This is a genomic window from Streptomyces sp. NPDC006207, from assembly GCF_040613835.1.
Lineage (GTDB): Bacteria > Actinomycetota > Actinomycetes > Streptomycetales > Streptomycetaceae > Actinacidiphila.
The window spans coordinates 87,325-106,525 of the sequence record NZ_JBEXSX010000002.1 but is presented as its reverse complement, the minus strand read 5'-3'; the positions used below and the strand labels follow the sequence as shown (position 1 = coordinate 106,525).

15 protein-coding genes are annotated in these 19,201 nt (G+C 73.9%); 9 read left to right on the top strand and 6 right to left on the bottom strand.

Going from position 1 to position 19,201, the window contains the following annotated elements; all coding sequences use genetic code 11:
• Positions 1 to 98: 98 nt before the first annotated feature.
• A complete protein-coding gene (afsK, locus tag ABZ312_RS01925; RefSeq protein ID WP_500436186.1) occupies positions 99 to 2,480 on the top strand; it encodes a protein serine/threonine kinase AfsK in 2,382 nt (793 codons plus the stop codon).
• Positions 2,481 to 2,799: 319 nt separating this feature from the next.
• On the opposite strand, the gene ABZ312_RS01920 is transcribed toward afsK, so the two are convergent.
• From ABZ312_RS01920 to ABZ312_RS01910, 3 genes are read right to left on the bottom strand one after another with little or no spacing between them, the layout of a single operon-like run.
• The gene (locus tag ABZ312_RS01920; RefSeq protein ID WP_500331506.1) at positions 2,800 to 3,579 is read right to left on the bottom strand and encodes an enoyl-CoA hydratase/isomerase family protein; all 780 of its coding nucleotides are present in this window, start codon (positions 3,577 to 3,579) and stop codon (positions 2,800 to 2,802) included.
• Complete coding sequence (locus ABZ312_RS01915; RefSeq protein ID WP_500331508.1) at positions 3,548 to 3,955, bottom strand: Zn-ribbon domain-containing OB-fold protein; 408 nt, start codon at positions 3,953 to 3,955, stop codon at positions 3,548 to 3,550. Before ABZ312_RS01915 ends, ABZ312_RS01920 begins: the two co-directional genes overlap by 32 nt.
• 1 nt (position 3,956) lies before the next feature.
• A complete protein-coding gene (locus ABZ312_RS01910) occupies positions 3,957 to 5,105 on the bottom strand; it encodes a lipid-transfer protein (protein ID WP_500331510.1) in 1,149 nt (382 codons plus the stop codon).
• Between the two features lie 57 nt (positions 5,106 to 5,162).
• Between ABZ312_RS01910 and ABZ312_RS01905 the strand changes: the two genes are divergently transcribed.
• The gene (locus ABZ312_RS01905) at positions 5,163 to 6,737 is read left to right on the top strand and encodes a FadD3 family acyl-CoA ligase (protein ID WP_500436184.1); all 1,575 of its coding nucleotides are present in this window, start codon (positions 5,163 to 5,165) and stop codon (positions 6,735 to 6,737) included.
• Between the two features lie 16 nt (positions 6,738 to 6,753).
• Here the strand turns inward: ABZ312_RS01905 and ABZ312_RS01900 are convergent, their stop codons facing one another.
• From ABZ312_RS01900 to afsR, 3 genes are all read right to left on the bottom strand, one after another.
• The gene (locus ABZ312_RS01900; protein WP_500331514.1) at positions 6,754 to 6,897 is read right to left on the bottom strand and encodes a hypothetical protein; all 144 of its coding nucleotides are present in this window, start codon (positions 6,895 to 6,897) and stop codon (positions 6,754 to 6,756) included.
• Between the two features lie 317 nt (positions 6,898 to 7,214).
• The gene (locus ABZ312_RS01895) at positions 7,215 to 7,349 is read right to left on the bottom strand and encodes a hypothetical protein (protein WP_500331516.1); all 135 of its coding nucleotides are present in this window, start codon (positions 7,347 to 7,349) and stop codon (positions 7,215 to 7,217) included.
• A 174-nt stretch (positions 7,350 to 7,523) separates the two neighbouring features.
• Entirely contained in the window at positions 7,524 to 10,460 is a 2,937-nt protein-coding gene (afsR, locus tag ABZ312_RS01890; protein WP_500331517.1) for an SARP-family global regulator AfsR, read from the bottom strand.
• A 302-nt stretch (positions 10,461 to 10,762) separates the two neighbouring features.
• Between afsR and ABZ312_RS01885 the strand changes: the two genes are divergently transcribed.
• The 7 genes from ABZ312_RS01885 to ABZ312_RS01855 all read left to right on the top strand — a co-directional run bounded on the left by ABZ312_RS01885 (position 10,763) and on the right by ABZ312_RS01855 (position 19,194).
• Complete coding sequence (locus ABZ312_RS01885) at positions 10,763 to 11,476, top strand: AMP-binding protein (protein WP_500331518.1); 714 nt, start codon at positions 10,763 to 10,765, stop codon at positions 11,474 to 11,476.
• 577 nt (positions 11,477 to 12,053) lie between these two features.
• Positions 12,054 to 13,289, top strand: coding sequence for an amidohydrolase family protein (locus tag ABZ312_RS01880; protein ID WP_500436182.1), 1,236 nt, complete (start codon positions 12,054 to 12,056; stop codon positions 13,287 to 13,289).
• Positions 13,290 to 13,500: 211 nt separating this feature from the next.
• Positions 13,501 to 14,373, top strand: coding sequence for a TIGR03619 family F420-dependent LLM class oxidoreductase (locus tag ABZ312_RS01875; protein WP_500331521.1), 873 nt, complete (start codon positions 13,501 to 13,503; stop codon positions 14,371 to 14,373).
• 12 nt (positions 14,374 to 14,385) lie between these two features.
• Positions 14,386 to 15,150, top strand: a complete 765-nt coding sequence (locus ABZ312_RS01870; protein ID WP_500436180.1) for an SDR family NAD(P)-dependent oxidoreductase — start codon at positions 14,386 to 14,388, stop codon at positions 15,148 to 15,150.
• 92 nt (positions 15,151 to 15,242) lie between these two features.
• The gene (locus ABZ312_RS01865; protein WP_500331525.1) at positions 15,243 to 16,364 is read left to right on the top strand and encodes an LLM class flavin-dependent oxidoreductase; all 1,122 of its coding nucleotides are present in this window, start codon (positions 15,243 to 15,245) and stop codon (positions 16,362 to 16,364) included.
• A 160-nt stretch (positions 16,365 to 16,524) separates the two neighbouring features.
• Positions 16,525 to 18,264 carry an N-acyl-D-amino-acid deacylase family protein gene (locus tag ABZ312_RS01860; protein ID WP_500331527.1) on the top strand — a complete coding sequence of 580 codons (1,740 nt, stop codon included), beginning with the start codon at positions 16,525 to 16,527 and terminating at the stop codon, positions 18,262 to 18,264.
• A 99-nt stretch (positions 18,265 to 18,363) separates the two neighbouring features.
• Positions 18,364 to 19,194 (top strand): TIGR03619 family F420-dependent LLM class oxidoreductase, encoded by an 831-nt coding sequence (locus tag ABZ312_RS01855; protein ID WP_500331529.1) that lies wholly within the window; start codon positions 18,364 to 18,366, stop codon positions 19,192 to 19,194.
• Positions 19,195 to 19,201 lie beyond the last annotated feature (7 nt).

Here is a 19,201-nt window from a genome sequence, read left to right as displayed (position 1 = left end):
GTGTCGACACCGCCCCGGGTTCGCAACTGATACTCATCCCAGGAAGAATCAGGGACGGACCCCGGGATGGGGGGAACCCACGGGGAGGTGGCAGGGCAGTGGTGCAGCAGCTGACGCAGCACGATCCGAGACGGATCGGCCCTTTCGAGGTGCTGGGCAGGCTGGGCGCCGGCGGTATGGGCCTGGTCTATCTCGCCCGCTCGGCGTCCGGCCGGCGCGTGGCGATCAAGACCGTACGGGCGGAGCTCGCCGAGGACCAGTTGTTCCGCGTGCGCTTCGCCCGTGAGGTGGAGGCGGCCCGCGCGGTCAGCGGCTTCTACACGGCGGCGGTCGTCGACGCCGATCCCAGGGCCGCCGTGCCCTGGCTGGCGACGGCCTTCGTGCCGGCGCCCTCGCTCGAGGAGATCGTCAACGAGTCCGGGCCGCTGCCCGTGCAGGCCGTGCGGTGGCTGGCGGCCGGGGTCGCGGAGGCGCTGCAGTCGATCCACGGTGCGGGCCTGGTCCACCGGGACCTGAAGCCCTCCAACGTGCTCGTCGTGGAGGACGGCCCGCGGGTGATCGACTTCGGCATCGCGAGCGGGGTGTCCAACACGCGGCTGACGATGACGAACGTCGCCGTCGGCACGCCCGCGTACATGTCGCCCGAGCAGGCCAAGGACTCGCGCAGCGTCACCGGCTCCAGCGACGTGTTCTCGCTGGGCTCGACGCTGGTCTTCGCCGCGACCGGGCACGCGCCCTTCCACGGGGCGAACCCCGTGGAGACGGTCTTCATGCTGCTCCGGGAGGGCCCGGACCTGTCGGGTCTGCCCGGCGACCTGCGGCCGCTCATCGAGGCGTGCATGCGCATGGAGGCGGACCGCCGGCCGAGTCCGGCGGACCTGCAGGCGCAGTTGGCGCCGCATCTGTTCTCCTCCGCGGGTGACGACACCGGCACGGCCTCCGCGTGGCTGCCGCCCGCGGCGGTGGGCCTGATAGAGGAACGGCGCAGTGGCGGGCGCCCCGGCGCGGGGCCGGGCGCCCCCGGCGGTGGCGCTGGCGCCGGAGCGGCCGGTGTCGGCGGTGCGGGTGCCCCCGTGCCCCCGATGCCCGCACGGCCCCCCGCACCCCCCGTGGTGCGCCCCCCGGCCGCCGCCGAGGGCCCGGGCGGACCGGTGCAGCTCGCCGGTTCGGCACCGATAGGGCCCGGGATGCGGCTCGCCGAGCGCAAGAACCAGGCCGCGGTCACCGCCGCCGCCGGGGACGGGCTCGGCTGGGCCGGCCGCGGCGGCGCGGCCGGGGGTCCGCCGGCGGCGGTGCCCGGCCAGGGCAACGCCCAGGGCGCGCCCCAGGGCGCCCCGCAGGCGCCCGCGGTCCCGCCGGGTGAATGGCGGCCGTGGCGGTTCCGCATGTCGAACGACGTGTGGGGCACGCCGGTCGTGTCCTCGGGACGGCTCTACGTGACCTCCTTCGAGGTGCACGCGCTGGACGTGGCCACCGGGCGGCGGCAGTTCAAGACCCGTGACGTGGCGTGGACGATGGCGGTCTCGGGCGGCCGGATCCACGGCTCCGACGGGCCGAGCCTGTACGCGCTGGACGCCGCGGACGGCTCCGAGCACTGGCGCACCGGTGTGGACGGCTGGATCTACTCGCTCCGTGCGGACGCCGGGACCGTGGTCACCGGCACCCGCGGCGGCGGCGTGCAGGTCTGGGACGCCGCGGCCGGACGGCTGCGCTGGGAACGCGGCGGGGCGCAGACGGAGTTCGAGACGCCCGAGTCGGGTCCGAGCGTGGTGGACGGGGTCGTGTACTTCCACGGCGGCGGCCGGCTGCACGCCCTGGACGCGACGAGCGGCGCGGAGCACTGGTCGTACCCGACCGGGGAGGGCGGCGCCATGCCGACCCGTCCGGTCGTCGCCGACGGCGCGGTCTACGTGACCGTGGGGAACCGCGTGCTGGCGCTGGACGCCCGCAGCGGCGCCGAGCGGTGGCGCTTCGACGCCCCCGCGGTGATGTTCGCGCCGCCCGCCTACGTGCCGGGACCGGGTGTCACGGGCGGCGGCGTCTACGTCGCCGACTACCTGGGCACCGTGTACGCCCTGGACCCGGCGGACGGGCGCGACCGCTGGCGGGTCGCGACGGAGCAGCGGCAGAGCGTGGAGCCGGTGCTCGTCGCGGGCGGCTCGGTGATGCTGGGCGCGGGCGGCGCGCTGTACACGCTCGACGCGGTCTCCGGCACCCCGAAGTGGCGCTTCGCCGCGCAGGGCGAGATCGTCGGCTCCCCGGTGGTGGCCGACGGGCGGGTGCACTTCGGCTCGAAGGACCACTGCCTCTACACGGTCGACGCGAGCGGCGGCCAGTTGCGCTGGAAGCTGGAGACCGGCGGGGAGATCACCGGTTCGCCGGTCGTCTCGGAAGGCGTGGTCTACGCGAGCAGCAAGGACCGCTGCGTGTACGCCCTCAACGCCGTGAAGGGCACCGAGGCGGCCACCCGGCGCGCGTGACGTACCCGGCTGACGGCCGTCGTGCCACACACGGAAGGGGCTGACGACGGCCGCCGCCGGCCAACTTACGCGGCGGGGGGCCGCGGCGCCACGCGAGGGGCGTCGGGGTGACCCTCGTTCACCGCGTTCCGGCGACGGCGCCGACGTGGGCTCCACCGCGCGCCACGACCCGCCCCCGTGCCCGCCCCCGTGCCCTCCGACGTGACGGTGCGCCGCGACGGGGTCCGGGAGCAAGGGCGGCCACGGGAACGCGATGACCGCCGGCAGCACCGCGCGGCCACCCGGCGTCCGCCGAACCGGCCCGCGGCCCGGGACACCGTCACCGCACCCGGTGCTCCCGGGTGCGGTGCGCGAACAGCCGGGCCTGGTGGCCTGGCGGGAGGTTGCCGAGGGCGATGAGGTGCGGCGCGTGCGCGAAGGCCTGGGCCCGCGCGGCCTCGTGGGCCGACCAGACGGCGCGGACGGTGCCCTGCACGGCCTCGGTGGGGTGGGCCGCCACGACCGCCGCCGCGCGCAGGGCCGCGTCGAGCAGCAGCGGGCCGGGCACGACCTCCGAGACCAGCCCGGTCTCGTGGGCCCGCCGGGCGCCGATCCGCTCCGCGGTGCCCATCAGGGCCATGCGCATCACCTCGCCGTAGGGCATGCGCTGCGCCATGGCGATGGCCTCGTACGCGCTGACCATGCCGTAGCTGGTATGCGGGTCGAAGAAGGTGGCGTGCTCGGCGGCGATGACGAACTCGCACTCGCCGAGCAGGTAGAAGGCGCCGCCGCAGGCCATGCCGTTGACGGCGGCGATGACGGGCTTCCACAGGTCGTTGGCCTTGGGCCCGACCGTCAGCAGCGGGTCGTCGAGGGCGTAGGGGGAGGGCGGCTGCGGGACCTGCACCGCGCGGTCCAGGCCGGTGCAGAAGGCGCGGTCGCCTGCTCCGGTGAGGACGACGGCGCGGACCTCGTCGCCGGCGCGGAACTCCCGCCAGAGCGCGCTCAGTCCGGCGGCCGTGGCGAGGTCGAGCGCGTTGTGCCGTTCCGGCCGGTCGAGGGTGACGACGGCGACGCCGTCCTTCGTCTCACAGCGCAAGCCAGCGCGGGATGCCGTCATGGAAGACCGCCTTCACGGGGGCGCCGATGCGGATGCGGGCGGGGTCGAAGGAGTCCAGCCGGGCGTCCGGTGCCGTGACCAGGTTGCCCACCAGCCGGATCCGGGGGTCCTCGGCGAGTTCGATGAGGACCACGTTGTACGGGGCCTGTTCGGCGTAGCCGGACAGCAGCGGGGGATGGGGGACGACGTACGACCAGACGCGTCCGCGGCCGCTCACCGGCCGCCACTCGCAGGCGAAGGAGTGGCAGTACGGGCAGCACGGGCGGGGCGGGAAGCGCAGCCGTCCGCAGTCCGCGCAGGCCTGGACGCGCAGTTCGCCGGCGCGGGCGTACTCCCAGAAGGGGGCGCCGTCGTCGTCGGTGACGGGGCTCAGCATGTCAGCTCCTCAGGATCAGGGCGGAGGTCGGGACGCCCTCGCCCGCCGTGACCAGGCAGGTCCGCGCGCCGGGCACCTGGGCGGTGGAGGTGCCGCGCAACTGCCGCACGCCCTCGGTGATGAGGTTGAAGCCGTGGACGTACGCCTCGCTCAGCCCGCCCCCGGAGGTGTTCAGCGGCAGCCGGCCGCCGATCTCCAGGGCGCCGCCCTCGGTGAAGGCGCCCCCCTCCCCGCGGGCGCAGAAGCCGTAGCCCTCCAGGGAGAGCGGGACCAGGGCGGTGAAGGCGTCGTAGATCTGGGCGACGTCGATGTCCTGCGGGGTGAGGTCGGCGTGCTTCCACAGGTGGCGGGCGGCGGTCCAGGCGGGGCCCGTCAGGGGGTCGTCGGTCCAGTAGTTGACCATGCCGTGGTGCTGGGCCGGCAGGCCCTGGGCGACGGAGTGGACGTAGACGGGGCGCTGCCGGGCGTCGCGGGCGCGGTCGGCGGAGACCACGACGCAGGCCAGGGCGCCGTCGGTCTCCAGGCAGTTGTCGTAGAGGCAGAGCGGCTCGCTGATCCAGCGCGAGGTCATGTACATCTCGCGGGTCAGCGGGCGTTCGTACATGATCGCGGCCGGGTTCTGGTTGGCGCGGTTACGGCAGGCCAGGGCGACGTTGAAGAGGTGGTCGCGGGTCGCGCCGTACTCGTGCAGGTAGCGGCGGGTCAGCATGCCGATCTCGTCGGCGGGCCGCAGCAGGCCGAAGGGCCGGGTCCACTGGGCGGGGGTGGGTAGTTGGACGGTGGTGTTCGTCCACGGGCGCGGGCCGCTGCCGCGCTTGCGGGACCGCCAGGCGACGCCCACGGTGGCCTGGCCGGTGGAGACGGCGGCGGCGAGGTGGGCGACGGTGGCGCAGGAACCGCCGCCGCCGAAGCCTGCCTTGGAGAAGAAGGTGAGGTCGCCGAGGCCGACGGCCTTCGCCAGCTCGACCTCGTCGGTCTCCTCCATGGTGTACGACGCGAGGCCGTCGACCTCGCGCGGCTCGATCCCGGCGTCGTCGAGCGCCGCAAGGATGGCGCGGCAGGCGAGGGACTTCTCCGACTCGGGGAGGTGCTTGGCGAAGGGGGTCGCGCCTATGCCGACGATCGCGGTGGCGTCCTTCAATGCTGACATCCCGTCAGGCTATCGCTAATCTGACGGATAGTCAGCTCATGGGGAGGTGCTCGGCGCATGCGCGGTGACCTGGAGTGGGGCAGCGTCCCACGGCTCGTACGGGAGGCCGCGCGACGCTGGGGGGAGCGCGAGGCGGTCGTGGACGGCCGGACCCGCGTCACGTACGCGGAACTCGGTGCCCGGGTCGAGCGCGCCGCCGCGGCGGCCGTCGCCTCCGGGATCGCCCCGGGGGACCGGGTCGCCGTCTGGGCCCCCAACACGCTCGACTGGATCACCGCCGCCCTGGGGTCGGTCACCGCCGGCGGGGTGCTCGTCCCGCTCAACACCCGCTTCAAGGGCGCGGAGGCGGCCTACGTGCTGCGCCGCACCCGCGCCCGGCTGCTCTTCGTCACGGGCACCTTCCTCGGCACCTCCTACGTCGCCTCGCTGCGGCGCGCGACGCAGGAGCACCCGCTGCCGGACCTGGAACAGGTCGTCGTCCTCTCCGACGCGGCGCCGGAAGGCCACGGCTACCGGCGCTGGAAGGACTTCCTGGCCGCGGGCGCCCCCGTCACCGGTGCGGCGGTACGGGCCCGTTCCGACGCGATCGACGGCTCCGCGCCCTCGGACATCACCTTCACCTCCGGGACGACCGGCCACCCCAAGGGCGCGGTGGTCACCCACGCCCAGACCCTGCGCGTCTACGACGTCTGGGCGGACCTGGCCGGGCTGGAGGAGGGCGACCGCTACCTGATCGTCAACCCGTTCTTCCACACCTTCGGCTACAAGGCCGGGATCATCGCGTGCCTGATGCGCGGCGCGACGATGGTCCCGCAGCCGGTGTTCGACGTGGGCACCGTCCTGGCCAACATCGCCGCCGAACGCGTCACCGTGCTGCCGGGGCCGCCCACCCTCCACCAGTCGGTCCTCGACCACCCCGAACGGGCCCAGCACGACCTGAGCTCGCTGCGGCTGGTCGTGACGGGCGCGTCCGTGATCCCGCTGCAACTGGTGGAACGGCTGCGCAGCGAGCTGAAGATCGCCACGGTGCTGACCGCCTACGGGCTGACGGAGGCGAGCGGCACCGTGACGATGTGCCGGCGCGGCGACCCCGCGGAGGTGGTGGCCGCGACCTCCGGACGGGCCATCCCCGACACGGAGGTGCGGGTGCTCTCCGAGGGGCCGGGCCGCCCCGGCGAGGTCCTGGTGCGCGGCTACCACGTCATGTCCGGCTACTGGGAGGACCCCGGGGCCACGGCCGAGGCCGTCGACGCGGACGGCTGGCTGCACACGGGGGACGTGGGCGTGATGGACGCCGACGGCAACCTGCGCATCACCGACCGCGTCAAGGACATGTTCATCGTCGGCGGGTTCAACGCGTACCCCGCGGAGATCGAGCAGGCGCTCGCCCGCCACCCCGACGTGGTGGAGGCGGCGGTGGTGGGCGTCCCCGACCCGCGGCTCGGCGAGGTCGGCCGCGCGTACGTCGTGCGCCGGGACGGGGCCGTGGTCACCGCGGACGACCTGATCGCCTGGTCCCGGCGGGAGATGGCCAACTACAAGGTGCCGCGCGAGGTCGAGTTCCTGGCGGAACTGCCGCGCAATGCGAGCGGGAAGGTGCTCAAGACGCGGTTGCGGGGACGGGGACGATGAGGAGCGTGCCCGGCTGTCAGGGGGCGTGGAAGTTGTCGGGCGAGACGATCGTCTGGTGCCAGTCGTCCACGCCGCCCGCGGCGGCGGCCGGGAGCGCGGCGGCGAGGAGCCCGGCCGCGACGGCGGCGAGGACGACGGCGGCCTTGCGTACGAACTTCATGACGACCTCCGGAGGAGAAGCCGGGTGCCGGGTCGACTGCGCCGGGAACCTACCGTGTCGGACCCGCGGGTCCGCACGTGTCGTGCGCCGGTGGACTTCGATGCGATCCGGGGCATGACAAAGACCGACTGCGGCGCCCCCTCCGCGCCGCAGTCGGTCCGTGGATCCTTCGTGCCGTTCCCCCCTCGGAGGCGCTCCCCCCTTGGCGCGCCCCCAGGCCGTGCTGTCCCCCGTGCCCCCGTCGTGCTGTCCCCCGTGCCCCTGTCGTGCTGTCCCCGTGCCCCCCTCGGGCCGGCCGTCCCCGTGTCAGGCGCCGGTCAGGGCGAGTGCCAGTTGTCGGGCTTGACCGTGGTGTCGTCGCCCTTGACCTTGGGCTCCTCGGTCTCTTCGGTCTCGACGACTTCCGGTTCTTCCTCGACGGTGGAGCCGGACTCGGGTGCCGTCTCGCTCATGGTGCCTCCCCTGTGGGTGGAACTGGGCCGATACGAAGCCCGCCTGGCAACGACCCCCGTGCGCTACCAGGCGGGCAGCTCTTGCAGTGATGGAATCGTGGCAGGCGTCGATAATCAACCGATAAACGGAACTGTTGATGTCCTGTATCAGCGGTGTTGCGTGGTGCGGAACCGCTACACGGCGATCGCCGGGGCGGCCGGACCGTGCAGCAGGCTCCGTACCTCGTCGGCGTCGGGGGAACCCAGCGTGACGAAGGCCGCCAGGGCGTCCCGCCAGCAGGCGCGGGCACGGTCCACCTGGCCCGCCCCCGCGAGGGCGCGACCGAGGACGGTGAGCACCTTCGCGCGGTAGAGCTCGCCCCCGAGGTCGCGCAGCGCGTTCAGCGACTGCTCGGCCAGCGCCGCCGATTGGCGGTGGGCGCCGGAGGACAGGTGCACCTCCGCCATGCGGAAGAGGGACATGGCCTCCCAGAAGCGCTGCCGGGCCGCCCTGAAAGCGGGGAGCGCCTCGGAGAGCGCCGCCAGGGCCTCCTCGCGGCGGCCGGCCGCCGTCAGCGCGATGGCGAGTGCGTACAGCCCGTTGCCGAGGCGGAATCCGGCCCGCAGGTCACGGTAGATCGACAGGGCCCGCTCCGCCGAGGCCACGGCGGCGGAGACGTCCCCGAGTTCGATCTGCGCGCGGGACAGGTTGCTCAGCGCGGCGGCGCCGCCGTGCCGGTTGCCGTCGGCCACGAAGGCCTCCAGTGCCTGGGAGTGGTGGTCCGCGCAGTCCTGGAAGCGCCGCCACGCGAGGGCCACCATCCCGCGCAGATTGGGGGCGTAACTACTGGTCAGAGCGTCGCCCACGGCCCGCCCCAGCACGAGGCTGCGTTCGGCCTCCCGGTCGGCCTCCTCCAACTGTCCGGCCAGGATGTACTGCTGGCCCAGCAGCACGCGGGCCCGGCCCTCCACGAGCGGTTCACCGCAAGCGTCGGCCGTCGCGACGAGGGCGCGCGTCGCCTGCTCGTATTGGCGCGCGTAGATCCCGGACTCCATCAGGTCCTGGCTCACGAGCAGCAGGTCGACGGCCCGCCGCATCGGGCCCTCGCAACCCCCGGCGGCAGCCTGCCGGACGGCGGCGACGAGACTGGGCGCCTCGGTGAACAGCCAGTCCAGGCCCTCCTCGCGGGAGCCGAACGGCAGTCCCCCGCGGCCCACGGGGGCGAGGTGCGCGAGCAGGCGGTCGCCGGGGTTCTCCAGCTCGTAGGCGCACATTGCCGACGCGAGGTAGAAGTCCAGCAGCCGGGACACGGCGGCGCAGCGGGCGTCCTCCCCCTCGTGGCGCTCGGCGCAGTCGCGGGCGTACAGGCGGACCAGGTCGTGGTAGCGGTAGCGGGCGGGTGCGGCGGACTCGATCAGGCTGATGTCGACCAGAGTCTCCAGCAGTTCCTCGGCGTCGTAGACGTCCAGGTCGAGGACGGCCGCCGCCGCCTCCAGGGAGATGTCCGGGCCGTCAGCGAGGGCCAGCAGGCGGAAGGCGCGGGCCTGCTGCGCGGTGAGCTGGCCGTAGCCGAGTTCGAAGGTGGCCTTGACGGCGAGGTCGCCGGCCTTGAGCTCGTCCAGGCGGCGGCGTTCGTCGCTGAGCTTGCGGGCGAGGAAGGCGACCGTCCAGGTGCGGCGGGTGGCCAGGCGGGAGGCGGCGATGCGGATGGCGAGCGGCAGGAAGCCGCAGGCGGCGACGACGTCGAGGGCGGCCTGGCGTTCGGCGGCGACGCGCTCCTCCCCGACGATGCGGGTGAAGAGCAGCAGGGCCTCTTCCGGGCTCATGACGTCGAGGTCGACCAGGTGGGCCCCGGCCAGGTCGACCATGCGGACCCGGCTGGTGATCAGCGCGGCGCAGCCGGGAGTGCCCGGCAGGAGGTGGCGGACCTGGGCGGCGTCGTGGGCGTTGTCCAGCAGGGCCAGGATCCGGCGGCCCGCGAGGGTGGATCGGTAGAGCGCGGCGCGGTCGGCGAGGGACTCGGGTATCGCGGAGTCGGTGACGCCGAGGGAGCGCAGGAAGGAGGCGAGCACCGTCTCCGGTTCGGCGGGCCGGGCGTCGGTGCCCTGGAGGTCCACGTAGAGCTGGCCGTCGGGGAAGGTGCCCGCGACGGCGTGGGCGACGTGGACGGCGAGGGTCGTCTTGCCGACGCCGCCGATGCCGGCGACGGCGGAGACCGACATGACCCCGCCGTCCACCGAGGCCGCGCCCAGGCGTTCGGCGAGCTCGCGGACGAAGGCGTCCCGGCCGGTGAAGTCGGCCACGGTGGCGGGCAGCTGGGCCGGCCGCACCGGCTCGGCGACCGCCTCGGCCTGCGGGACGGGCGGCGGCAGCAGCGACGGGTCGGCCTCCAGCACGCGCTGGTGCAGCTCGGTGAGCTCGGCGCCCGGGTCGACGCCCAGCTCGTCGTCGAGGAGGCGGCGGGTGTCGGCGTAGACGCCCAGCGCCTCGGCCTGCCGCCCGCTGCGGTACAGCGCGAGCATCAGCAGGGCACGCGGTCGTTCGCGCAGCGGGTGCTCCGCCGACAGGACGGTGAGTTCGGAGACGGCCTCGGCGTGGCAGCCGGCCTGCAGGTCCAGGTCGAGGCAGCTCTCGGTGAGCTGCAGCCGCCATTCCAGCAGGCGGGTGCGCTGGGTCTCGGCGTACGGGCCGGGGAGCCCGGCCAGGGGCTCGCCGTCGAAGAGGGCCAGCGCGCCGCGCAGTTCCTCGCGGGCGGTGGCCAGGTCGCCCGCCGCGCGGGCCTTCTCGGCCGCGGCCTGGTGCCGTTCGGCGAGGACGAGGTCGAAGCCGTCGCCCGGGTGCAGCACGTAGCCGCCGTCGACGGTGGCCAGGGCGTCGGCGCCGAGGGCCTTGCGGAGGCGGAAGGCGTAACTGCGCAGCGCCGCCAGCGCGGTGGGCGGTGGGTCCTCGCCCCAGACGGCGTCCAGCAGTTCCTGCGCGGTGGCCGTGCGGCCGCCACGCAGCAGCAGCGCGCCGAGCAGCGCCTTCTGCTGTGGCGACCCGGCGGAGATCGGCTCCGTGCCGCGCCAGGCCCGCACCGGGCCGAGGACCGCGAAGCGCAGCGCTCCGCCGTGGTCCTTACCGCTTGCCATGCCTGCCCCCAGGTGCCGCCGTACCTTCGCGACGAGCGCGTATATCGATCGTTCATCACGAGCCGGAACAGTCTTCACGGACGGCGGGACCATCCCGATCGGTTCCGCCGCTTGTGCCAGTTTGCCGCCTCAACCTGTACGCGGTCACCTATGGGTGGCTTTCGGGAGGGGCGTTCCAGGGAGTAGCGGGGAATGTTCGGTCCAGTTTCATGTGAAGTGCGGGCATATGCCGTCGGTCTGACGGGTGTTCCGTCCGCGGAGGTGGGGAGCCGCCCATGTGCTCGCGTTGTGTGCCGCAGGCCGTGAGCGGACCGCGGAGCCGCAGCGGCGGTGCGCCGGCGCCCTCGGTGTACCGGCTGCCCGGTCCCGCCTTGCGCCGCCGGGCCGTCCGGCATCCGGAGGGGCGACCGTACGCGCCGTACGACTGCGACTACGCCGCTCTGGACCGCCGTGCCCGCGCGGTCGCGGCGCGGCTGGGACGGCTGGTGCCGCCGGGCAGCCGGGTGCTGCTCGCCTATCCGCAGGGCGCGGACCTCGCCGGGGCGTTCTACGGCTGCCTGTACGCCGGGATGGCGGCGGTGCCGCTGGTCGGCGGCGGCCCGGACGGGGCGGGGACGGTCGCGGAGGCCGTCGACCGCTGCCGCCCCGCGATGGTGCTCACCGGTGCCGACGCGTGGACCGCGCTCTCGGTGGACCGCTCGCGCACCCAGGTCGTGGAGGCCGACGGGCGCCGGGTGGGCGGTGAGCCGGTCGACCGCCTGGCGCAGGAGTGGCGCCCGGTCGGCGTCCTGCGCACGGCGCCCGGCTACGAGCGGTACGTCGCCGACGGGCTGGGCGGGGGCCGCATGGAGCCCGCGCTGCGGCACGGCGACCTCGCGGACGCGGTGGGTGAGCTGGCGGTCGCGGCGGGCCGGGGGACCCCGGAGGACAGCCTGGGGTGGATCGCCTCCGTGCACGGGTTGGAGGACGCGGTGTGGCGCATGCTTCTGCTTGCGCCGGGCGGCGGGGTGGCGTGACCGCGGGTCCCGTTGCGGGCGGTTGTCGTGTGCGGGTTGTTTGCGCCTGCGGCCGGCTGCGCCGGGCTGCCCGGTGGGTGTGTGCGGGTGCGTTGCGCCTGCGGCGGGCATCCCCGCCCTCCCGCCCGATTGCCCGGCGCGGTCAGTGACCGCCCCGCTGCGAACGTTGTGGGGTCGGTGCCGCGCCGGCGTACGCCCCCAGCCTTCGGCCGGGGGGACCCCCACCTCGGCGCTCGCGGCGCTGCCCCACATCATCCGGCACCGCGCGCACCGCTTGTCGCCTGCGGGGGCACCCCGCCACACCCCCTCCTGCCGGCTTGGGCGACTAACGGCCAGTGGGGGTTCGGAGAGCGGTGCGGGGTTGCCGCAGGTGCCCTACCCCCACCGGCCGTCATGCGCCCCATCCCACGGGAGGGGGTGTGGTGGGGTGCGCCCATGGGGGTCCCCCCCCGGCCGAAGGCTGGGGGAGGGCGGGCGGCGGGGAAACCCCAAAGCGCAACCACAACGGCGCCGCACACAAAGACGGGCCGCCCACAGACCTACTGACGACCCGTCAGATTCGCGCTACCGTGAGCCCATGGAGACCTTCCCGAGGATCATTTCGGTGGACGACCACACGGTCGAGCCCCCCGGCGTCTGGCGGGACCGGCTCCCGTCGGCGTACCAGGACAGCGCGCCGCGCATCGTGCGCGCGCCCCTGAGGTCGATGACCTTCGTCGGGGGCAGGTTCACCCCGCGCATGGGTGAGCCGGGTGACGAGGGTCCCGTCGCCGACTGGTGGGTCTACGAGGACCTGCGGCGCCCCCTGACCCGGCTGGACACCGCCGTCGGGTACAGCAGGGACGAGGTGCGGCTGGAGGCGATCACCTACGAGCAGATGCGCCCCGGTTCCTACAGCGTCCCCGAGCGGCTGGCGGACATGGACGTCAACCACGTGCAGTCCGCCCTGTGCTTCCCCACCTTCCCGCGGTTCTGCGGCCAGACGTTCACCGAGGCCAAGGACCGGGAACTGGGGTTGCTGTGCGTGCGCGCCTACAACGACTGGATGGTCGAAGAGTGGTGCGGCCCGCAGGCCGGGGGCCGGCTGATCCCGCTCACCCTCATCCCGTTGTGGGACGCGGATCTGGCCGCCGCGGAGGTGCGCCGCAACGCCGAGCGCGGGGTGCGGGCGGTCTGCTTCTCCGAGATCCCGCCGCACCTGGGGCTGCCGTCCGTGCACACCGACGCGTGGGACCCCTTCCTGCGTGCCTGCGACGAGACCGGCACCGTCATCGCGATGCACATCGGCTCCTCCTCGCGCATGCCGTCCACCTCCGCCGACGCGCCGCCCGCGGTCGGCTCCACGATCACCTTCGCCAACTGCTGCTTCTCCATGGTCGACTGGCTGATGTCGGGGATCTTCGACCGCTTCCCCTCCTTGCGGATCATGTACGCGGAAGGCCAGATCGGCTGGATCCCGTACATCCTGGAGCGCGCCGACGTCGTCTGGGAGGAGAACCGGGGCTGGGGCGGCGTGGCCGACAAGGTGCTGCGGCCGCCCTCGGAGCTGTTCCGGGAGCACATATACGGGTGCTTCTTCGACGACGCGGTGGGCCTGCGCAACATCGACGCGATCGGTGTCGGCAACGTCCTGTACGAGACTGACTACCCGCACTCCGACTCGACCTGGCCCAAGTCCCGTGAGGTCGGCGAGGCCCAGATGGGGCACCTCGCCCCGGACGTCGTCGAGCGGATCGTACGCGGCAACGCGATCGAGCTGCTGGGGCTGACCCTGGAAGGTTTGTGGTCCGGGCAGGGCGGGGCCGCCGGCTGAGGAGGTCCCGCCTGCTGTCGGCGGCCGCGTCGCGCACGGTGCGCGGCGCCTGGTGGGCTTCTCCCGTCATCCGGGAGGACGCCGACGGCCCGCGGCTGTCGGCGTTCGGCATCGGCGCGCCCTTCGACGGGTTCGCCGCGCGCTGACCGGCGCCGGCGCCGGCCCGGCCCGACCCCTTGTCTGACGGACCGTCAGGTCCGACCATGGCGGCATGACCAAGACCGCGTACGGCATGCAGCTGCCGGTGCAATCGCTCAGCACCCTCTACGCGGAGCCGTGGGAGGCCGCGGCGCCGCCGGGCGACCTGGTGGACGTCGCGCGGGCGGCGGACCGGCTCGGCTTCGCGTACATCGGGTGCTGCGACCACGTGGCGATCCCGCCCCGGCTCGCCCCCGCGATGAGCCCCACCTGGTACGACCCGGTCGCCACGCTGGCCTTCCTGGCCGCCGTGACGACGCGGGTGCGGCTGCTGAGCCACGTCGCGGTGATCGGACTGCGGCATCCGCTGTTGACCGCCAAGCAGTACGCGACGCTGGACCACCTCTGCGGCGGCCGGCTGATCCTCGGGGTCGGGGCCGGGCACGTCCGGGAGGAGTTCGAGGCCCTTGGGGTGGACTTCGAGCGGCGCGGGCCCCTGCTGGACGAGGCGATCGACGCGGTGCGGGCGCACTTCGCGGCGGGGGAGCAGAAGCCGGAGCCGGTGCAGCGCCCGGTCCCGGTGTGGGTCGGGGGGTCGTCGCCCGCGGCGGTGCGGCGCGCGGCGCTCAAGGGCGACGGCTGGCTGCCCCAGGGGGACTCCCGGAAGGCCATGCCAGCGCAGATCGCCCGGCTGCGGGAACTGCGCGGCGGGACGCCGATCACCATCGGGGTGATCGCGGAGCCGTTGTACGTCGGCGAGCCGGGGTGGCCGGTGGGGCGGCGCACGCTGACCGGGAAGCCGCAGGCGGTGGCCGAGTCGCTGCGGGAGTACGGCGCGATGGGGGTGGACCAGATCCAGGTGAGGTTCCGCGTCCGGGGAGCGGCGGAACTGCTCGACCAGATGGAGGCGTTCGCCGACGGCGTGGCGCCGCACCTCGACGCGTAGGGAGTGACGGACATGGGCAAGCTGGACGGCCGGGTCGTGCTGATCACCGGCGCGGCGCGTGGGCAGGGCGAGCAGGAGGCGCTGCTCTTCGCGGCGGAGGGGGCGCGGGTCGTCCTCGGGGACGTGCTGGACGAGCGGGGTGCCGCCGTGGCGGAGGGGATCGGCGGCGACCGGGCGCGCTACGTCCACCTGGACGTGACGAGCGAGGCGGACTGGGCCGCGGCCCTGGACGTCGCCACCGAGGCCTTCGGGCGGCTGGACGGGCTGGTCAACAACGCCGGCATCCTGCGCTTCAACGAACTCGTCGACACCCCGCTCGCGGAGTTCCAGGAGGTCGTCCTGGTCAACCAAGTCGGTACCTTCCTGGGGATGCGCACCGTGGCCCCGCTGCTCGCGGCGGCCGGCGGCGGCACCATCGTGAACACCGCCTCCTACGTGGCGCTGGCCGGCATGGCCGGGGTGACCTCGTACGCCGCGACCAAGGCGGCCGTCGTCGGCATGACGCGGGTGGCCGCCTTGGAGCTGGCGCCCAAGGGCATCCGGGTCAACGCGATGTGCCCGGGTGCGATCGACACCCCCATGTCCAACCCCGGGGAGGGCGTGCCCGCGGAGGCCCTGGACCAGCTGTACGGCAATCTCGTGCCGCTCGCCCGGATCGGGCGCCCGGAGGAGGTCGCCCGGCTCGCGCTCTTCCTGACCAGTGACGACTCCTCGTACGTCACCGGGCAGCCGTTCGTCATCGACGGCGGCTGGCTGGCCGGGGTCTCGCTCTTCTGACGGCGATCGGGTATTGACCTCCCCCGCCGCCGGTGGAAGAGTCGGAGCGGGAATCTGACGATCCGTCAGAAAAGCTAGGGACGGTGAACCCCTTGGAATTCGGGATCTTCGTACAGGGATATGTGCCCAAGTTCCGCTCGGAGGTCGACCCGCAGGCCGAGCACCACGCGCTGATGGAGGAGACCGAGTACGTCGTGCAGGCGGACCGGTCGGGCTTCAAGTACGCCTGGTTCAGCGAGCACCACTTCCTCGAGGAGTACTCGCACCTGTCCGCCAACGACGTCTACATCGGCTACCTCACCCACGCCACCGAGCGGATCCACCTCGGGTCGGGCATCTTCAACCCGCTCCCGCAGGTCAACCACCCGGTGAAGGTCGCGGAGAAGGTCGCCATGCTCGACCACCTCTCGGACGGGCGCTTCGAGTTCGGCACCGGCCGCGGCGCCGGCAGCCACGAGATCCTCGGCTTCCTCCCCGGCGTCACGGACATGAACGCCACCAAGGAGATCTGGGAGGAGACCGTCGGCGAGTTCCCCAAGATGTGGCTCAACGAGGAGTACCCGGGCTTCCAGGGCAAGCACTGGTCCCTGCCGCCCCGCAAGGTGTTCCCCAAGCCGTACGGGACGTCGCACCCGGCCATGTGGTACGCCGCGGGCTCGCCGCCCTCCTACGCCATGGCCGCCCGCAAGGGCCTGGGCGTGCTGGGCTTCAGCGTCCAGAAGGTCTCCGACATGGAGTGGGTGCTGGAGCAGTACAAGACCGCGGTGCGCGACGCCGAGCCCATCGGGGACTTCGTCAACGACAACGTCATGGTGACGACCACCGCGATCGTCGCCGAGACCCGCAAGGAAGCGATCCGTGTCGCCGCGAGCAGCAACCTCAACTACCTGCAGTCGCTGGTCTTCCGCTACCACGACACCTTCCCGCGCCCGGAGTACATCCCGCAGTGGCCGGAGCTGCTGCCGACGTACACCGAGGAGCTCATCGAGATGCTCCTCGACGAGGAGCTGATGATCTGCGGCGACCCGGACGACGCGCTCAAGCAGTGCAAGCGCTGGGAGTCCGCGGGGGCCGACCAGCTGTCGTTCGGGCTGCCGGTGGGCGTCCCCTTCGAGGACACGATGCGCACGATCAAGCTGGTGGGGGAGCACGTCATCCCCAAGATCGACACGGACCCGGTGCACCGGACGACCCGCTTCCGCCGGGCGGCGTGACGCCGCGGGCCACCGACAGGGCGGCGCCTTCCCGGACCGCCGCCCGGCCCCCGTCCGGACCGGCACCGCGGCGGCGGCCCGCCGCGCCCGGGGACGGCCGGGGGCCACACCCGCGCGGCGGGCGGCCCGCCCGCGGCCCCAGCAGGAGGAGGGACCACGCATGCTCGACCACCTGATCCGCGGCGCGACGCTCGTCGACGGCACCGGTGCCCCGGCCCGTACGGCCGACGTCGGCCTGCGGGACGGCCGCGTCGTCACGGTCACGCCGCCCGGCCGGACCGAGGAGCCCGCACGGACCACCGAGGACGCGACCGGGCTGGTCCTCGCCCCGGGCTTCGTCGACCCGCACACCCACTACGACGCCCAGCTGTTCTGGGACCCCTTCGCGACCCCCTCCATGAACCACGGGGTCACCACCGTCGCCGGCGGCAACTGCGGTTTCACCCTGGCGCCGCTCAAGCCGCAGGACGCCGACTACACCCGCCGGATGATGTCCAAGGTCGAGGGGATGTCGCTGAAGGCCCTGGAGTCCGGGGTCGACTGGAGCTGGCACGGCTTCGGCGACTACCTGGACGCCCTGGAGGGCCGGATCGCCGTCAACGCCGGTTTCATGGTGGGCCACTGCGCGCTGCGCCGCTACGTCATGGGGCCCGACGCCGTCGGCGGGCAGCCCTCACCGGACCAGCTCGACCGCATGCTGCGGCTCTTCCACGAGTCCATGGAGGCCGGCGGCTGGGGCCTGTCGACGACCCAGTCCGCCACCCACTCCGACGGCGACGGCCGCCCGGTGGCCTCGCGGCACGCCCGGCCCGCGGAACTGCTCGCGCTCTCCCGGGCCGTCGGGGAGCACGAGGGCACGCAGATCGAGGCGATCGTCGCCGGTTGCCTGGACACCTTCTCCGACGACGAGATCGACCTCTTCGTCGACATGACCGTGGCCGCGGGCCGCCCGCTCAACTGGAACGTGCTGACCGTCGACGCGGCCGTCCCGGACCGTGTGCCCCGCCAGCTGCAGGCCTCCGAGCGGGCCCGCAAGGCCGGGGGCCGCGTCGTCGCGCTGACGATGCCCATCCTGACCCCGATGAACATGTCGCTCGGCACCTTCTGCGCCCTCAACCTCATCCCCGGCTGGGGCGAGATCCTCTCCCTGCCCGTCCCCGAGCGCATCGCCCGGCTCCGCGACCCCGAGGTCCGCGCGGGGATGCTCCGGCGCGCCGGCAGCCCCGAGGCGGGTGTCTTCCGCCGGCTCGCCGACTTCGGGCGGTACGTCATCGGGGACACGTACTCCGAGGAGAACCGGCGGGCCGGCGTCAGCGGCCGGGTCGTGCGGGACATCGCCGCCGAACGGGGCCAGGACCCCTTCCGCACCCTCGTCGAGATCTGCGCGGCCGACGGGTTGCGGACGGTGCTGTGGCCCATGCCCACCGACAACGACCCGGACAGCTGGGAGCTGCGCCGGAACACCTGGGAGCACGAGGACGTGCTGCTCGGGGGCTCCGACGCGGGTGCCCACCTGGACCGCATGTGCGGGGCGCCGTACACCACCCGGTTCCTCGGCGACTGCCTGCGCGGCCGCCGGCTGGTCCCGCTGGAGAAGGCGGTGCGGATGCTCACCGACGACCCGGCGCGGCTGTTCGGGCTCCGCGGGCGCGGCCGGGTCGCGGAGGGGTACCACGCCGACCTGGTGCTGTTCGACCCCGAGCGGATCGACGCGGGCACCGCCACCCTCGTGCACGACCTGCCGGGCGACAGCCCGCGGCTGGACTCCAGGGCCCGGGGCGTGGTCAGCGTGCGGGTGGGCGGCGTGGAGACGATCCGCGACGACGGGATCACGGGGGCCGTCCCCGGCCGGGTCCTGCGTTCCGGACGGGACACCCGCACGGTCCCCACGGGCGTGTGACCCCGGGCCGCCCCCGTGGCGGGACGCCGTGCCGCGGGTGTCCGTGCCGCGCGGCACGGGCATAACACTGGCCCACAGCACGGGAGGTGCGACGACGCCATGCGGATCGCCACGACGATCTTCCTGACCGACCACTCCGTCCCCGCCGTCCGGCTCGCCCGGGAACTGGAGGAGCGCGGCTTCGACGGCCTGTACCTCCCGGAGCACACGCACATCCCGGTCAGCCGCCGCACCCCCGCGCCGATGGGCGGCCCGCTGCCGCCGGAGTACGGCCGCACGCTCGACCCCTTCGTGGGCCTGTCCGCCGCCGCAGCCGTCACCCACCGGCTGCGGCTGGGCACCGGGATCACGCTGGTCGCGCAGCACGATCCGATCGTGCTGGCCAAACAGGTCGCGAGCCTGGACTTCCTCTCCGGCGGCCGGTTCACCCTCGGCGTCGGCTTCGGCTGGAACGTCGAGGAGGCCGCCGACCACGGGGTCGACTGGCCGCGCCGCCGGGAACTGGTGCGGGAGCGGATGGCCCTCATGCACGCCCTGTGGGCGCCGGAACCGACCGCGTACGAGGGCGGGTCCTGCCGGGTCGCGGCCAGCCACGCCTGGCCCAAGCCCGCGTCGGGCGGGCGGCCCCGCATCCTGTGCGGCGGCGCCGGGGGCCCCGCGCTGTTCGCGCACATCGCCGAGTACGCCGACGGCTGGATGCCGATCGGCGGGGGCGGGCTGGCGGAGAGCGTGCCGCGGCTGCGCCGGGTGTGGGAGGACGCCGGCCGGGACGCCAAGGCGCTCCAGGTCGTGCCGTACGCCGTGCGCCCCAGTCCGGGCAAGCTGGCGTACTACCGGGACCAGGGTCTGGAGGAGGTCGTGCTGCAACTGCCGTCCGCGGGAACGGCGGACGTGCTGCGCACGCTCGACGACTACGCGCAGTACACCTGACCTCGGC

What these genes read in the sequence shown, in the direction of transcription:
- ABZ312_RS01920 (WP_500331506.1), bottom strand. Translation starts at nt 3,579, where the DNA reads ATGACGGCATCCCGCGCTGGCTTGCGCTGTGAGACGAAGGACGGCGTC.
- ABZ312_RS01915 (WP_500331508.1), bottom strand. Translation starts at nt 3,955, where the DNA reads ATGCTGAGCCCCGTCACCGACGACGACGGCGCCCCCTTCTGGGAGTAC.
- ABZ312_RS01910 (WP_500331510.1), bottom strand. Translation starts at nt 5,105, where the DNA reads ATGTCAGCATTGAAGGACGCCACCGCGATCGTCGGCATAGGCGCGACC.
- ABZ312_RS01905 (WP_500436184.1), top strand. Translation starts at nt 5,163, where the DNA reads ATGCGCGGTGACCTGGAGTGGGGCAGCGTCCCACGGCTCGTACGGGAG.
- ABZ312_RS01900 (WP_500331514.1), bottom strand. Translation starts at nt 6,897, where the DNA reads ATGAAGTTCGTACGCAAGGCCGCCGTCGTCCTCGCCGCCGTCGCGGCC.
- ABZ312_RS01895 (WP_500331516.1), bottom strand. Translation starts at nt 7,349, where the DNA reads ATGAGCGAGACGGCACCCGAGTCCGGCTCCACCGTCGAGGAAGAACCG.
- afsR (WP_500331517.1), bottom strand. Translation starts at nt 10,460, where the DNA reads ATGGCAAGCGGTAAGGACCACGGCGGAGCGCTGCGCTTCGCGGTCCTC.
- ABZ312_RS01880 (WP_500436182.1), top strand. Translation starts at nt 12,054, where the DNA reads ATGGAGACCTTCCCGAGGATCATTTCGGTGGACGACCACACGGTCGAG.
- ABZ312_RS01875 (WP_500331521.1), top strand. Translation starts at nt 13,501, where the DNA reads ATGACCAAGACCGCGTACGGCATGCAGCTGCCGGTGCAATCGCTCAGC.
- ABZ312_RS01870 (WP_500436180.1), top strand. Translation starts at nt 14,386, where the DNA reads ATGGGCAAGCTGGACGGCCGGGTCGTGCTGATCACCGGCGCGGCGCGT.
- ABZ312_RS01860 (WP_500331527.1), top strand. Translation starts at nt 16,525, where the DNA reads ATGCTCGACCACCTGATCCGCGGCGCGACGCTCGTCGACGGCACCGGT.
- ABZ312_RS01855 (WP_500331529.1), top strand. Translation starts at nt 18,364, where the DNA reads ATGCGGATCGCCACGACGATCTTCCTGACCGACCACTCCGTCCCCGCC.